The sequence below is a fragment of the Qaidamihabitans albus genome, assembly GCF_016464705.1.
Classification (GTDB): Bacteria; Actinomycetota; Actinomycetes; order Mycobacteriales; family Pseudonocardiaceae; genus Qaidamihabitans; species Qaidamihabitans albus.
The window spans coordinates 32,086-46,509 of sequence record NZ_JAEHOB010000001.1; the positions used below are offsets into that span (position 1 = coordinate 32,086).

A 14,424-nucleotide genomic window follows, 5' to 3' on the forward strand; every position below is an offset into this window, starting at 1 on the left:
ACCGCGGGTCACTGGGCAGGCAGGAAGGTCAGCTCGCCGATCTCCGACACGTGCTCGTCACCACCGCCGGAGAGCTGGGTGATCCAGATGATGACGTACTGCGTCGACGCGGGCTGCGGTAGCGCGATCTCGTTCTCCACGCCGTCCAGGCTTCCCGAGGCGGCCACGTTCGTCTCCTCGAGAGCCGGATCCTGCTCGCTCGCCGTCCTGATCTCGATGGTCGTGCCCGGGCTGTCCGCGGTCACCTTGACCTTCGAGAGGTCGATCGGCGCGTCGAAGGACGCGAGCAGGCCGACGCCGGACTTGAACGCCGGGAACTGCTGCCGGTACTCGTCGGTGCGCCAGATCGTGGTGGGGTCGCCGTCGATCGTGTTGGCCGCCCGGTCCGGGCTGTCTCCCTCGCCCTCCGGGTTGTAGACGGAGATGCTCGCGGGCGTCACCGGTTGGCCCGCGGTGCCGGGGTCGGCAGGCGGCTCCTCCTCGCCGGTCTGGTCCGGCGGCGGTTGCTGCTGCGATGTCGACGGGTCCGCCAGGTTCACCGCCGGGCCGCTGGCGTCGGGATCGTCCTGGAAGAAGCTGATCGCCATGATGCCGAGCCAGGCGAGTATGCCGACGGCGGCCACCACCAGCACCGTCACACCCAGCGCGAGCTTGCGTCGTCGCGCCGCGTCCTTCACCGGCTTCTTCGTGGTCCAGACACCGCCGTCCGGATCGACGTCGGGCTCGGTGCCCACCTGGTCGATGAGCTGGGTGCGTTCGGCGGCCTCGGCGACGTCCTCCAGCACGCGCAGGATCGCCGCGCTCGTCCGGATGCCGCCGTGTCCGCCGTCCTCGATCGTGCGCACGGCCAGCGCCGAGAGTTCCTGCGGCACGCGCGGTTCGAGCGAGCGCGCGGGCACGATCCGGCCGGTCGGCGAGCGTGGTGCGGCCGGGATCGCGGGTGGCCCGCCCGGCAGTGCCCAGCGGCCGGTGAGCAGCAGGTAGAGCACGGCGCCGAGCGCCTTCACATCGTCGCGCAGCGTCGCGTCCGGCAGCGGGCCGGGGAACGCGAGCCGCAGCCTGCCGTCGGGCGTGAGCCGCAGCCGCTGCGGGTGGTCGAGGCCGAGTACGAGACCGGACTGGTGGGCGACCTCGACCGACTCGGCGAGCGCCTGCACCATCCTGGCCGCGGCGCCCGGTTCGACCGGCCGCTCGGCGACCAGGTCGACGAGGTCACTGCCCTTCGTCCACTCCGAGACGACGATGCCGAGCAGGCCCTCGCTGGAGCTGATGCCGCTGCCGAGGGTGAGCACGTCGAGCACCCGCGCCACGCCCGGATGGCCGAACTTCGCCGCGTGCGCCGCCCGTTCCAGGGTGCGCCGGGCGAGCCGCGCGGCCTCGGCGTCGGCGGGGTCGCCGACCAGCATGGTCAGTGCGACGTCCCGGCGCAGCTGGCCGTCCCGCGCGCGCCACAGGTGCGCGCCGGCCCGCTCGTCGATGCCGAACTGCGCGAGCAGCCGGTACCGGCCGTCGCCGACGACGCTTCCGGGCGCCAGCGATCCACCCCGTGCACGAATGCCCACTCGGGTCGGACCCCCTGCCTGCTCGCTGTTTCTCCGCTGCCCTGCGTATCCGGCTCCGAGGGTACGTGAACCGGGCACGCCGAGGGCAGTTCGCCGCCCGCTTTCAGGCGCGCCGCAGCAGGCGGCCGACCCTGCGGGTGACCGGGTCCAGCTCGTCCACCTTCAGCGCGATCAGCACACCGAACGACACGCCGATACCAACGATGCCCTGCAGGAACAGCTTGATCCAGGCGTGCGCGACGGGACCGACCGAGTCCGGCACGAGCATCCCGACCAACGCGGCCGCGACCACGCCGAGTGCGCTGGCGACCACGGTGAACAGGATGACCCCCAGCACCCGCTTGCTGCGCAGGTTGCCGAGCTTCACCCACAGCCAGACCTGCCCGAGCACCGCGCCGACGACGAACACCAGCGAGTTCACCATCATCACGCCGAGCACGACGTTCAGCGGGTGCAGGAGCGCGGAGGCCAGATACAGCAGCGGGATCTTCACCGCGGTCATCACGACCATGATCAGCGTCGGGGTGCGCGAGTCCTTCATCGCGTAGAACACCCGCATCTGCAGCATGACCAGCGCATACGGCAGCAGCCCGAACGCCGACACCGCGAGGGCCTGGCCGAGCCGCTCCGCGTCGGCGACCGATCCCTTGCCCAGCGCGAACAGCGCGATGCCGATCGACGTGCCCGCCACCGCCATCACCGCCGAGACGGGCAGCAGCAGCAGCGTGGTCAGCCGTGAGCCGTAGGAGAGGTCCCCGACCAGCCGCTTGTGGTCGCCGTCGGCGGCCGACCGGCTCATCTTCGGCATCAGTGCCGTGAGCAGGGACACGCCGATCACGCCGTACGGCAGCTGGAACAGCAGCCAGGCATTCGAGTAGATCGAAGCGCCGCCCGCGGCGCCGCCGGTGAGCACCCTGGTGTTGACGATCATGCCGACCTGGCTCACCGCGACGTAGCCGAGAATCCACAGCGCGAGCCCGCCGAACTCCTTGAGCCGGTCGTCGATGCCCCAGCGCCACTTGAACCGGAAGCCGGAGCGGCGCAGTGCCGGAAGCAGGAACGTGGCCTGCGCGACCATCGCGGTCAGCACGCCGATGCCGAGCACGAGCACCTTCGGATCGCTCATCTGCGTGGGGATGATCGTCGGGTCACCCGGCACCAGCGCGAACGCGGCGATCGTCGCGAAGATGACCAGGTTGTTGATCACCGGAGCCCACTGCGCCGGGCCGAAGACCTGCTTGGCGTTCAGCACGGCCGACAGCACCGCGAACATCCCGTAGAACAGCAGCCCGGGCAGCAGGAGGTACGCGAACCACGTCGCGAGCTCCTGGTTCGCCGCGCCGCTCTCGTCCATCAGCAGGCCGGTCAGCCACGGGGCGAGCGCCGTGGAGAGCACCGTGCCGACGCCGAGCACGGTCAGCGCCATCGTGACCAGCCGCTGTGTGTAGGACTCCCCGCCGTCCTCGTCGTCCTGCGAGCGTACGAGCAGCGGCACGACGACGCTGGTCAGCACGCCGCCGAGGAGTAGTTCGTTGATGATCAGCGGCAGCGTGTTGGCGACCGTGAACGAGTCGTAGAGCACGCCGAGGGTGGCGACCCAGGCCAGCATCACCTTCCACGCGAAGCCGGTGATCCGGCTGGTCAGCGTGGCGATCGCCATCCGCCCGCTGGCCCGCGCCACCGACGGTGCCTTCTGCTCGTCCCTGGGTTCGAGCTGGACCGCGGGCAGCCGGTCGCCGATGGGCTCGGCCGGCCGCGGACCGTCCATGATCCGCGGCATCATCCGCGTGGCCAACTCGTCGTAGGGCCGGATCACGTCCGGGTCCGCGGTGGGCCAGCGCACGCCCGGCGGCACTCCCCGCTCGCGCGGGATGAACATCGTGGCGTCCGCCTCGCGGGGTGGCGGGCGCCGGGCGGGGCCCTTGGGGTTGCCCTGGTCCGCCTCCTGCCGCCACGGGCGTACCGGTTGCCTGTGGCGCGGGCGTTCCGGTGGCCTGCCCCGGCGCGGCGGTGGACCCGGGGCCCGCGGCGGTTGCTGGGGTGGCGGCTGCTGTGGTGGTGGCTGCTGTGGTGGTGGCTGCTGTGGTGGTGGCTGTGGCGGTGGCGGCTGCTGCCGGGTGGGCGGTGGCTGGCCCCGGTACCGGTTGGGCCTGCCCGGCTCCCCCGGCTCCCGGCGCGGCTGCCCGTCGGGACCGCGCTCCGGGGTTCGGCCCCGCTGCTGTTCCGGCGGCGGCCTGCGGTCGGAACGGCGCGGTGGCACGCGGTCGGGACGCGAAGGTCGCCCGGCACGCTCGGGCGGCCCACCCGGCTCTCTGTCCAACACGCGCCCAATCCTCGACGGGTCAGCTTGGTCGATTCAGGGTAATCCGAGGTCAGCGGAAACTCAGCGCCTCCCTGGAAACCCCGCGAGGCGTTCCGGTCAGCTCCGGTCGGCCTTCACCCGCCGGTAGATCCGCCTTCCGGCCAGTAGCACCAGCGCTGCGCCCGCGGTCGCGGTCAGCACCACGGTGAACGTGCCGAGCTCGGTGGAGGTCAGCTCCAGGTGTGCGGGGGAGCCGAGCTTCGTCCCGCCCGGAGTGGTCAACGACACGTCCACGTTGAACCGGCCCGACCGCAGCGCCTCGGCCGGGATGAGCCGGCCGACCCTGCTGTCGGCGGCGAGCGGAGTGTCCTGGATGTCCGCCGGGCGCAACCCGGCGCTGTTCTCCAGCTGGAGCCGGACCGTGATCGCGACCGGCAGCTCGTTGCGAAGGGTGACCGGCAGCGGGCTCGACCCGGACGCCAGCGACACCGGCTGGCTCGGCGTGGCCACGCTCACCTGCCCGCGCAGTGTGTCGACCTGCGCCTGTGCCGTGGCGGCCGCGGCGGAGCCCTGGTCGATCCGGTCGTGCCAGACGTTCGACGCCGCCCGCAGCACGGCGTTGTGCAACGGCCGGATGAGCCTGATGGGCTCCACCTGCCTGGTCGGGTCGACGGCCATCGCGCGCTGCAGGTCGGCGGCTGTCGACTCGACGGCGGAAAGGGTGCGCAGCACCGAGCCTGGCACGTTCGGGTCGGCGCCCGCGGCCTCCTGGCCCCCGTTCAGGGCCGCGCTGCCGTTCGCCGGGCCGGCGAGCAGGTCCTCCAGCGGCGCGGGGCTGACCATCCCGGCCGAGCGCAGTGTCTCGACCGAGCTCAGCAGCGTACCGAGCTCACCGGCGGTCGCATCCCACCGCTGCGGAGGCGCGACGAGCAGCGGGTCGCCGGTCTGCTGCGCATCGCCAAGTCCGGTCCGCAGCGCCAGTGCCGCGAGCCCGTTCTGCGTGGCCACCTCCGGTTCGTCGGCCGGGGTCACGCGGCCCGGTATCCGGCTCGGCTCACCGGTCAGTGCCGTGTTGACCAGGGCGTCGTAGGGCACGGCACGCACGCCCGTCCCGTCGATCTCGGTGGTTCGCGTGCCCGCCGGGTCCGCCTCGAGCTGGGCCGGGCCGGTGAGCACCGTGTTGACGCCCGCGGCGGAGGACATCCGCAGGGCCGGTCCGCTGAGCACACTGCCCGGCCACAGCACGCCCTGGCGCGGCTGCACGCCGAGCACACTGAGGATCGACGTCCCGTTCACCGCGTCCGCCACCAGCTCGGCGCCGGAGTGGAGTTCGGTCAGTGCGGTCAGGTCGGCGCCCGCGTAGGGAAGCTGAACCACGCAGTGGCTGGCGACGAGCTGCCGCAGCGATTCGAGCCAGCGCTCGGCGTCCGCGCGCCCCTTGCCGCTCACCTCGCCGGACGGTGTCCGCACCCGGTAACCGCGCGTCATCGCCTTGACCGTCTCCACCAGCTCCGGGTCGATCGCGAAGCACAGCGATCCGAACAGGTCCGGGTCGTCCCGGTGGGCGAGCGCCGCCGAGACGAGCGCGTCCAGCCGCCCGCCCGCCCGCAGCTCGCCGGCGAGGCCGTCGTCGGCGAGCACGACCGGGCGCTCGTAGCGGGCCTCGACCACCTTCGGCTCCGAGGCGGCGATCGGCCACAGCATCGACATGCTCGCCGGTTGGTCACCTTGCGGAGGAGCCTGTCCGGGAACGCCGAGCACCGGCAGCAGCAGGTGTAGTGCGGCCAGCCGCGCCGCACCGCCGTAGGACGGGGTACCGTTGACGTTGAGCAGCATCGGGTAGACCCCGGGATCGGTCACCGGCAGCGAGCCGTCCGCCAGCGGCACCGTGATCCGTACCTGGGCACTCTGCCCGGGCTCCAGCGTGTCGGCGATGTCGATCCAGTCCGAGACGGGCGAGTCCGTCGGGGGCGGCTCGTTCAGCGTCTCGGCGAGCTCGTCGCCGGAGTCCTGCCGCTCGCCGAGCTGCAGGCGGGCGACGATGTCGGAGATCCGGCGGTCGCTGACGTTGGTAACGGACCCGAGCACGCTGAGCGCGCCGCTGTCCGGCGTCACCATGCGCGGGCTCAGCTGCTCGACGTCGAGCTCCAGCATGGTCGGCTCAGCCGGCAGTGGCTGCGCACCGGCGGGTGCGCCCAGCAGTCCCTGCGCGAAGAGGAACGCCAGTGCCAGCGCGAACGCGCCGAACCTGGTCAACCGCCAGCTCCCTCGAACGATTCCCGCGCCTTGCGGACCAGCTTGCGCTCGTCGGCGTAGGCGAGTCTGCCCTCCAGCTCGGTCAGCGGCACCCAGGCGACCTCGGTCACCTCGACGTCCTCGTCGGAGAGCTCACCGCCGTCGGCTTCGAGCAGGAAGTGGTGCACGGTCTTGTGCACGCGGCGGCGTTCGGCGACGAACCAGTAGTCGATCGTGCCGAGTGGGTGCAGCACGTGCGCGGAAATACCGGTCTCCTCCTTCACCTCGCGCACCGCGGTCTGCTCGGTGGTCTCGCCGTCCTCGATGTGCCCCTTGGGGAGCGACCAGAGCAGTCTGCCCTGCCGGTCGAGCCGGCCGATCAGCACGGCGTGCCGCCGGTCGCCGTCGACCACCAGGCCGCCTGCGGAGGTCTCGTCGACGGTGGTCAGCCTCCTGCCACGGCGGCGCCGGGACCGGCGTCCCGGTTTGGCACCACCGGAGCGACCGGCCGATCCAGGCATGCTGCGATGCTAGAGCAAACGGCGCCGCCGGTACGCTGGCTTCTCGTGTCCGTGTTGATCCGCCGATGTAGTAAGTGCACCTTCTCGGGAGTGGGATTGCCGTGAACGAGCTGACCGCCAAGCGCAACGCGGTGGCCGAGCTCCTGCGGGTCTCGCCGGTCGCGGACGAGCTCGCCACCCGGTTCCAGAGCGCGGGCCATCGGCTGTACCTCGTGGGCGGGAGCGTCCGGGACGCGCTGCTCGGCAGGTTGTCCCCCGACCTCGACTTCACCACCGACGCCCGGCCCGACCGCGTGCAGCTGATCCTCGCCGGCTGGGCCGAGGCGGTGTGGGACACCGGCATCGCGTTCGGCACGGTCGGCGCGGCCAAGAACGGCATGACGCTGGAGATCACGACGTTCCGCGCGGACTCCTACGACCGGGTGACGCGCAATCCCGACGTTTCGTTCGGCGACAGCATCGAGGCCGATCTGCTGCGCCGCGACTTCACGGTCAACGCGATGGCGATCGAGTTGTCCACCAAGCGGTTCGTCGACCCGCACGGCGGGCTGGAGGCGCTGGCCCGCCGGGAGCTGGACACCCCGGCCACGCCCCAGGAGTCCTTCGCCGACGATCCGCTGCGGATGCTGCGGGCGGCGCGGTTCGTCGCGCAGCTCGGGTTCACGCCCGCGCCGCGGGTGGTCTCGGCGATGACCGACATGGCCGGCGAGATCGCGCGCATCACCGCCGAGCGGGTGCAGGCCGAGCTGACCAAGCTCATCACCGGCCCGGAGCCCCGCCGTGGCATCGAGCTGATGGTGGACAGCGGGATCGCCGAGCACGTGCTGCCCGAGGTGCCGGGAATGCGGCTCGCGATCGACGAGCACCACCAGCACAAGGACGTCTACCAGCACTCGCTGACCGTGCTGGAGCAGGCGATCGACCTGGAGTCCAGGCACGAGCCGACGTCCGGCCCCGACCTGGTGCTGCGGCTGGCGGCGCTGCTGCACGACATCGGCAAGCCGGCCACCCGCAAGTTCGAGCCGGGCGGCGGGGTGAGCTTCCACCACCACGAGGTGGTCGGCGCCAAGATGACCCGCAAGCGTTTGCGTGCCCTTCGGTTCTCGAAGGAGATCACCGAGGACGTCGCGCAACTGGTGTACCTGCACCTGCGGTTCCACGGCTACGGCAAGGGCGAGTGGACCGACTCGGCGGTGCGCCGTTACGTCACCGACGCCGGGCACCTGCTGCCGCGGCTGCACAAGCTCGTCCGCGCCGACTGCACGACGCGGAACAGGCGCAAGGCGGCCGCGTTGCAGCGCACCTACGACGATCTGGAGCAGCGGATCGCGCGCATCGCGGAGGAGGAGGACCTCGCGCGGGTGCGGCCCGACCTGGACGGTAACGAGATCATGCGGGTACTCGGGCTACCGCCGGGGCCGATGGTCGGCAGGGCCTGGAAGTACCTCAAGGAGCTGCGGCTCGACCGCGGCCCGCTGGACTACGACGAGGCGGTGGCCGAGCTCCGCAAGTGGGCCGCCGAGCAGGGTATCGAACCGTCGGAATGACCGATAATGGCTGTCCGGTCCCGTGCTCGGACGGCTGAGGGAGGCGGCGATGGCAGGACGGCCCAGCTTCCTGGTCACGCTCCTGCGGGGTGGGGCTCCGATGCTCTCCACCGCGACCAGTGAGCTCTCCGACGATGTCGCCGACCCGGCCCCGATGCGCGCGGTGCGGCGCATCCGGCAGATGGCCGGTCCGGTCGATCCCACGTCCCGCGACGGCCTGCTCCTGCGGGCCGCCCGGTTCGTGGCGCTGCTGCCGCTGGCCTACCGCGTCCTCGCGGTACCGGGCGCGTTCGTGGCTTTCGTGGGTGCCGACGTGGCCGGTGTGGTCCCGGTGGCGATGGTCGCGGCCTGCTCGCTGGGCCTGACCCTGTTCGGGGCGGGCTGGCTGCTGCGGGACGCCCCCTTCAACGGCCGCACGGCCGCGCGGCTGCTGGTGCTGGATGTCGTGTTCGCCGTGCTGGCGAGCCTGGTGGTCGCCGCCGCGGTGCCCGCGGAGTCCTTCGCGGCCGCGAGCCAGGTACCGGGCAAGCACCTGCTGGGCACGGTCACGCTCCTGACGCTCGCGGTCGGTGTGCTCTACGGCGGTGCGCTCGTGCTGGCGTCCGTCCCGGTGAACCTGGCGGCTTCATGGCTCGGTACCGGCCGGGCCGACGTCACCGGCGCGCTCAGCGAGGTCCGCACCATGCTCGGCGTGCTGATCACCGCCACGGGCGCGCTCGTGCTGCTCGGGCTCGGCATCCGGCTCGCGCTGGCCTACGGCATCCGCAACGGCAGGCTGGCCGAACGGGCGGTGCAGCACCGGTGGCTGCACGACACGGTGCTGCAGACCCTGGAGGCGATCGCGCTGCCCGGCAGCGGTGACGCGGACGAGCTGCGCCGGACGGCCAGGGCGGAGGCCGCCGCACTGCGCGGCTACCTGGAGTCCGACACGGGCCACGAGGGCGGCCCGCTCGGCGAGAAGCTGGCGGCGCTCGCCGCGGAGATGGCGCGCGACGGCCTGCGCGCCCAGCTCGTGCTCGCCGAGCCGGATGGCGAGACGCTGTCGGAGGTGCGCCAGCTCGCGGTGCGCGACGCGGTGCGGGAGGCGCTGCGGAACACCCTCAAGCACGCCAGCACGGACAAGGTCCTGGTGCGCACGGAGGAGCGCGAAGGCGGCATCGCGACGGTGATCCGTGATCACGGCGCCGGGTTCAGCCCGCAGGCCCGCCCGGCCGGGTTCGGGATCAGCGAGTCGATCGTCGCGCGGCTGGCCGAGGTCGGCGGCACCGCGACCGTCGACTCCAGCCCGGGCAGCGGCACCCGGGTCACCCTGTGGGTGCCGCGCTGAGGCGCCGCGGCCGGCTCAGGGCAGGCGTTCGAGGGCGCCGGTCTCCAGGTGGTGACCGATGGCGCGAGGCAGCAGGTAGGCGACCGCGCCGCCGGGCAGCCCGCCCCACGGCAGCGTGACACCGCTGAGCACGCGCACCGGCCGCCGCAACCGGTAGACCCGGCGCTCGTGCTCCCGCTCGAAGGCCAGCGACGTCTCCGCGAACGGTGTGTCCTCGGCGTGCACCAGGTTGCCCGCCTCGTTGCCGAAGCGCTGGACGGTCGTCCCGGCGGGGAGCGTGACCAGCCGCTTGCCCCGGTAGTAGTTCAGCGGCGGCTCGCCGCGCAGCGGCAGGACGGGCCAGTCGGTCGCGTTCGCCACGGGCTCGCGGGTCTCCGCGTCGGCGGGCACGCCGAGCCGTGCCCGCCCCGGGAACAGCAGCAGCGCGCCGAGCAGCGCCTCCGCAGCCTCCGCCACGCGGGAGAAGTGCCTCGGCTGCACCGGTGCGCCCGCCTCGTGCCGCGCGACCTCCCAGCCCTCCGGCACGCGGCGCAGGCACCACGCGCCGTCGGCGCCCTCGCCGATGCGGTAGGCACTTTCCGCGACCCCGTACTCCGCGAGCCGGGTCCGCAGCACCGTGAGCACCTCGGCCGCGCGCAGCGGCGGATTCGGCTCGTCGCCGCGCTCGACCCGGGTCAGCGGTCCCGGCTCGCCGAGATCGTCCGGCGTCTGCGGCGGGTACGGCCTGCCGAGGAGGTCGGCCTCCGCCGTCGCCCGCAGGAGTTCGCGCACGTACGGCGGCCGGTGGTTGTTCGCGCGGATGTGGTCCAGCAGCTCCGCCTCGGGCGGTACGCCGTACTTGCGCAGGTAGTGGGGCACCGCGGCGGGCCAGATCCAGGTGCCGTCGGTGTGGAAGGCGTCGGGCACATCCGGTGGCGCACCCGGCAGGAAGATGTCCGGCAGCGTGCCCGGCCTGCCCAGCGCGATCGGCGCGCGGTACAGGTAGCCGAGGACGCCGCGCACCTCGTCCGGTGGCACCGGGGGCCGGTTGACCACCGGCTTCTCGCCCTCGGCGTGGCTGTCGACGACCCGGGCGTGGCGGAACGTCACGTCCAGCGGCAGGCCCGCCTTCGCCGCGAGCCAGGTCGGCGCCTTCTTCCGCGGGAACCGTTCGAGCTCGGCCGGGTAGCTGCGCGCCGTGGTGCGGCCGTCCGGCGCCAGCCGCCAGGTTGGCTCGGCCTCCGTGTCGTAGTCGAAGTCGAAGTTGGACGTGGAGTCGAGCGTGAACGTGCCCTGGAACCACGTGCCGCCGTCCCGCTCGTACATCGCCGACCGCAGCTGGGTGAACAGCTGGCCCAGCTGCGGCGGCGAGGACAGCGAGACGGCCACGTCGTCGGCGACCGCCCGTACCTCGAGCTCCGAGTAGTCGCCGACCTGCCGGAACTGCGCGCCCACGCGCTGCCAGCCTGACGGCAGGAAGGCCAGCAGTGCCCGCCCGATGGCGCGCAGCAGCGCAGGCGTGTCCCCGCTGCCCGGTTCGGTGCGCGGTGTGCCCGGCTCGGTGAAGTCGTGCCGTTCCTGCCACAGGCCGGTCAGGCTTTCCGGATCGTCGGTGGTGGCGGTGAAGTCGGCGAGGCCGAGCTCCGCGGCGAGCCGTTCGTCCTGTCCGCTCCAGCGCAGCGTGAGCTCACCGTCGCGGCCGTTCGGCTCGATGCGGTAGACCTCGTCGTCGTAGAGGCCGTAGGTGTGGAGGGCGAACGTTGCGCCCGCCTCCGCCGCGGGCACCACCTTGGCGGGCGCGCCGTCGACCTCGGTGTCGAAGCCCTCCGGCGCCTCTTCGTCCGGCAACGTGCTGAGCAGCACCGTCCCGTCAGTTGTCGAGCGCCGGGCGCGGAAGATCCGGCCCTGCCACAGCGCGTACAGCCCGTCCGGGCGATCAGCCACCTCGACTCGGTAGCGCACGCCGTCCCCCCTTGATCGACAGATTCCCCAGTGACCTCACACTAATTAAACCTGCCGGGTGTGCCTCAGGCGCTTCGGCGTCGGTCTCGGCGGTACCGGCGGCGGAGTGGCCGCTTCGCCCCGGCGCGTGGCGCGCCTGCCGCCCTCGTGAACGAGGTCCAGGACGGTCCGGGCCAGCGTGGCCGGGTCGGTGCGCTCGAACGCGGTCGGCGCGAACTCGAGCCCGGTCAGGGTTCCGGTGAGGTCGACGGTGGCGTGGACGAGGCCGTCCGGGGAGCTGACGGTCGTCGGGGCCGGGCTACCTGCCGTGGTCACGGCCTTCACTCTAACGGGTGGCCGCGAGATATCCGGCGATACCGGCGAGGTAGAGGCCGATCGCCGTGAACAGCAGCCCGAGTGACTGCCCGTCGAGCGGCGCGAGCAGTGCGGCGAACGACACCGCCGCCACCTGCACGACGTTGAACAACGTGTCGTACAGCGCGAACACCCGCCCGCGTGCCTCGTCACCGACGTCCCGCTGGATCGACGCGTCGACGCACAGCTTGAGCAGCTGCCCCGCCGAGGTGATGACGAAGGCGGCGAGCAGCACGGTGGGCAGCGTCATCGGCAGTCCCAGGCCGGCCTGCGCCAGCGCGGCGACGAGCAGGCCGCCGACCACCGCCCGGCGGCGGCCGAACCGGGCGACCAGCCGGGGCGTCAGCACCCCGGCGACGACGATGCCCGCGCCACCCATGAGTGCGAGCTGACCGAGACCGGGCAAGCCGGCCTTGAGCGGGCCGATGTCGGTGAACGAGTAGCGCAGCAGCAGCACGGACAGCAGCAGTGAGATGCCGAACGCCGCCCGGTGCGCGAGCAGCGCGACCAGCCCGGAGAGCACGCTCGGCACCCGGATCGCCGCGTGGGCCCCTGCCGCGAGGCCCGTTGCCACCGCGGCGAGTGTGCGGGCCGGTTCGTCAACTTGGTCCGGGCCGAGGCTGCCGCGGGCGAACCTGGCCGCGATCGCGGCACCGAGCACGGCGCCCACGGCGGCGACGGACGTGGTCCACGCGGAACCCGTGTCGCCCGCGCCGAGCAGCGCACGCAGGCCGATCGCGCAGCCACCGCCGAACACGGCGATCACGGCACCGATGGTGATGGCCAGCGCGTTGGCGGTGACGAGCCGCTCGTGTGGCACGACGTGCGGCAGGGCCGCCGACACCCCGGCGCCCGCGAACCTGGCTATCCCCATCACGAGCAGCGCGAGGGTGAACAGCGGCGGGCCGTCGGCGCCGAGCCCGACGGCCGCGGCCGCCGCCACGACGGCGAGGCTCTTGAGCAGGTTGGCGACGACCAGCACCCGCCTGCGGTCCCAGCGGTCGAGCAGGGCGCCGGCGAACGGGCCGACCAGGGAGTACGGCAGCAGCAGCGCGGCGAACCCGCCCGCGATGGTCAGCGCGTCGGCGGCGCGCTCGGGGTTGAACAGCACGGCGCCCGCGAGACCCGCCTGGAACACGCCGTCGCCCCACTGGGTCGCGAAACGCTGGTAGAGCAGCCTGCGGAAACCGGGAAGGGCGAGGACGGTACGCGGGCCCGCGCGATCGGGGAGGGTGCCCGTGCTTGCCGCCACAGTCTCCCAGCCTAGGCGCCGGAAATGGGTTGCGGTGAAGAGAAGGGGCCGGCGCACTCGGTCGCCTCTCGGCGAAACGGCGCAGTGTGGCTCCAGCCGGACGGTATTCCACAGTGGCACTTCTTGAGTGGGCCCGGGGGACACGGAGTGCGCCGGCCACCCCTTACAACGGCCCCACCTCCCGAGTTGTTCCCGGACGGTGACTCCGCGCGTTCGATGCAAGTGGGATCATGGACGCGTGCGAGTGGACGCCGAGGTTGAGCCGGGAACCCTGCTGGTCGCTGCCCCCACCATGTTCGACCCCAACTTTCGCCGGACCGTGGTGTTCGTGATCGACCACCGCGACGAGGGCACCCTCGGTGTCGTGCTGAACCGGCCGAGCGAGGTGCCGGTCGACGAGGTGCTGCCGAGCTGGGGCGAGCACGTGGTCGAGCCGCAGGCGGTGTTCGTGGGCGGCCCGGTGGAGAAGAAGACGGCGCTGTGCCTTGCCGCGCTGCGCACCGGCGAGAACGCGGCCAGCGTGCCGGGCGTGATCGCGGTGCGTGGCCCGGTGGCGCTCGTCGACCTGGACGCCGACCCGGACACGCTCGTGCCGAAGGTGCGGGGCCTGCGGGTGTTCGCCGGTTACGCGGGCTGGGACTCGGGGCAGCTGGCCGGGGAGATCGATCGCGGTGACTGGCTGATCGTGCCCGCGCTGCCGAGTGACGTGCTGGCCACGCCCGCCGGGGACCTGTGGGGCCAGGTGCTGCGCAGGCAGGGCCTGCCGACCGCGCTATTGGCTACGCATCCTGGGGACCTGCAGCGGAACTAGCGGTCAGGGCCGAGCAGCCGCCGCACGCGCATCCCGAGCAGCCTGCCGGTTCGCTGGGCGCGGGCACCGCACTCGCGGCCCGGTGCCCGAGCACGCCGCCGCCCGCGACGAGCAGCACCATGCCGATCAGCCCGACCACCACGGCGGCGAACGTTCCCCAGACTCCCGGCATCAGCAGGGCGGCGGCTCCGCTGAGCAGGCCGACCGCACCGGCGACGAGTGTCGGCAGCCCGGCCACCCGGTTGGCCACGCGGAACGCCTCGTCGCTGCGAAGGGTGGCCGCGGTGCGGACGCCGGTCCCGCGATCCCTCGGCAGTCTCTCCCGCCAGCCGAGAAAGCCACCCCAGCCGACCAGGACACCGAGAACTGCGGGAATCAGCGCGACCACGATCACGGGCTCCAGAATAGGCGCCCCCGGCTCGTGAGTGGCCACCCGCACCCGGCCGGGTACGCGCGCCCGAACCGGGCTGCACGGGAACGCGGTGGTCGCGGCGGTTACCATGATGCCGATGCGTACAGCCGGCCTGCTTCTTATCCGGCCGCGCTGACCGGGACGACCCGGCCGGCGCGGC

11 protein-coding genes are annotated in these 14,424 nt (G+C 72.7%); 3 read left to right on the forward strand and 8 right to left on the reverse strand.

All coding sequences use genetic code 11. The features are described 5' to 3' along the window. Nucleotides 1-8: 8 nt before the first annotated feature. From JAP66_RS00185 to JAP66_RS00200, 4 genes are all read right to left on the reverse strand, one after another. Nucleotides 9-1,562: a protein kinase family protein gene (locus JAP66_RS00185; RefSeq protein ID WP_199428839.1), complete on the reverse strand. Its 1,554-nt coding sequence runs from the start codon at nt 1,560-1,562 to the stop codon at nt 9-11. A gap of 103 nt (nt 1,563-1,665) precedes the next feature. Beyond that, complete coding sequence (gene murJ, locus JAP66_RS00190; protein ID WP_199429986.1) at nt 1,666-3,441, reverse strand: murein biosynthesis integral membrane protein MurJ; 1,776 nt, start codon at nt 3,439-3,441, stop codon at nt 1,666-1,668. A gap of 540 nt (nt 3,442-3,981) precedes the next feature. Then, entirely contained in the window at nt 3,982-6,120 is a 2,139-nt protein-coding gene (locus JAP66_RS00195; protein ID WP_199428840.1) for a DUF6049 family protein, read from the reverse strand. Continuing rightward, nucleotides 6,117-6,620, reverse strand: coding sequence for an NUDIX hydrolase (locus JAP66_RS00200; protein ID WP_199428841.1), 504 nt, complete (start codon nt 6,618-6,620; stop codon nt 6,117-6,119). The genes JAP66_RS00195 and JAP66_RS00200 overlap by 4 nt, the downstream gene beginning before the upstream one ends. A gap of 101 nt (nt 6,621-6,721) precedes the next feature. On the opposite strand from JAP66_RS00200, the gene JAP66_RS00205 reads away from it, so the two are divergent. Further along, complete coding sequence (locus JAP66_RS00205; protein ID WP_199428843.1) at nt 6,722-8,167, forward strand: CCA tRNA nucleotidyltransferase; 1,446 nt, start codon at nt 6,722-6,724, stop codon at nt 8,165-8,167. A gap of 49 nt (nt 8,168-8,216) precedes the next feature. Then, a complete protein-coding gene (locus JAP66_RS00210) occupies nt 8,217-9,494 on the forward strand; it encodes a sensor histidine kinase (protein ID WP_199428844.1) in 1,278 nt (425 codons plus the stop codon). A gap of 15 nt (nt 9,495-9,509) precedes the next feature. Here the strand turns inward: JAP66_RS00210 and JAP66_RS00215 are convergent, their stop codons facing one another. Genes JAP66_RS00215 through JAP66_RS00225 form a run of 3 tightly spaced genes read right to left on the reverse strand, consistent with a single transcriptional unit; the run spans nt 9,510 to nt 13,041 of the window. Then, the gene (locus JAP66_RS00215) at nt 9,510-11,435 is read right to left on the reverse strand and encodes a TNT domain-containing protein (RefSeq protein WP_199428845.1); all 1,926 of its coding nucleotides are present in this window, start codon (nt 11,433-11,435) and stop codon (nt 9,510-9,512) included. Nucleotides 11,436-11,480: 45 nt separating this feature from the next. Further along, nucleotides 11,481-11,750, reverse strand: coding sequence for a YbaB/EbfC family nucleoid-associated protein (locus JAP66_RS00220; protein ID WP_199428846.1), 270 nt, complete (start codon nt 11,748-11,750; stop codon nt 11,481-11,483). A 10-nt stretch (nt 11,751-11,760) separates the two neighbouring features. After that, entirely contained in the window at nt 11,761-13,041 is a 1,281-nt protein-coding gene (locus tag JAP66_RS00225; protein ID WP_199428847.1) for an MFS transporter, read from the reverse strand. A gap of 238 nt (nt 13,042-13,279) precedes the next feature. Here JAP66_RS00225 and JAP66_RS00230 point away from each other — a divergent pair, with 238 nt between their 5' ends. Further along, a complete protein-coding gene (locus JAP66_RS00230) occupies nt 13,280-13,852 on the forward strand; it encodes a YqgE/AlgH family protein (RefSeq protein ID WP_199428848.1) in 573 nt (190 codons plus the stop codon). Here JAP66_RS00230 and JAP66_RS00235 read toward each other — a convergent pair. Next, nucleotides 13,821-14,246, reverse strand: a complete 426-nt coding sequence (locus JAP66_RS00235; protein WP_199428849.1) for an SdpI family protein — start codon at nt 14,244-14,246, stop codon at nt 13,821-13,823. The genes JAP66_RS00230 and JAP66_RS00235 overlap by 32 nt on opposite strands. Nucleotides 14,247-14,424: the final 178 nt, after the last annotated feature.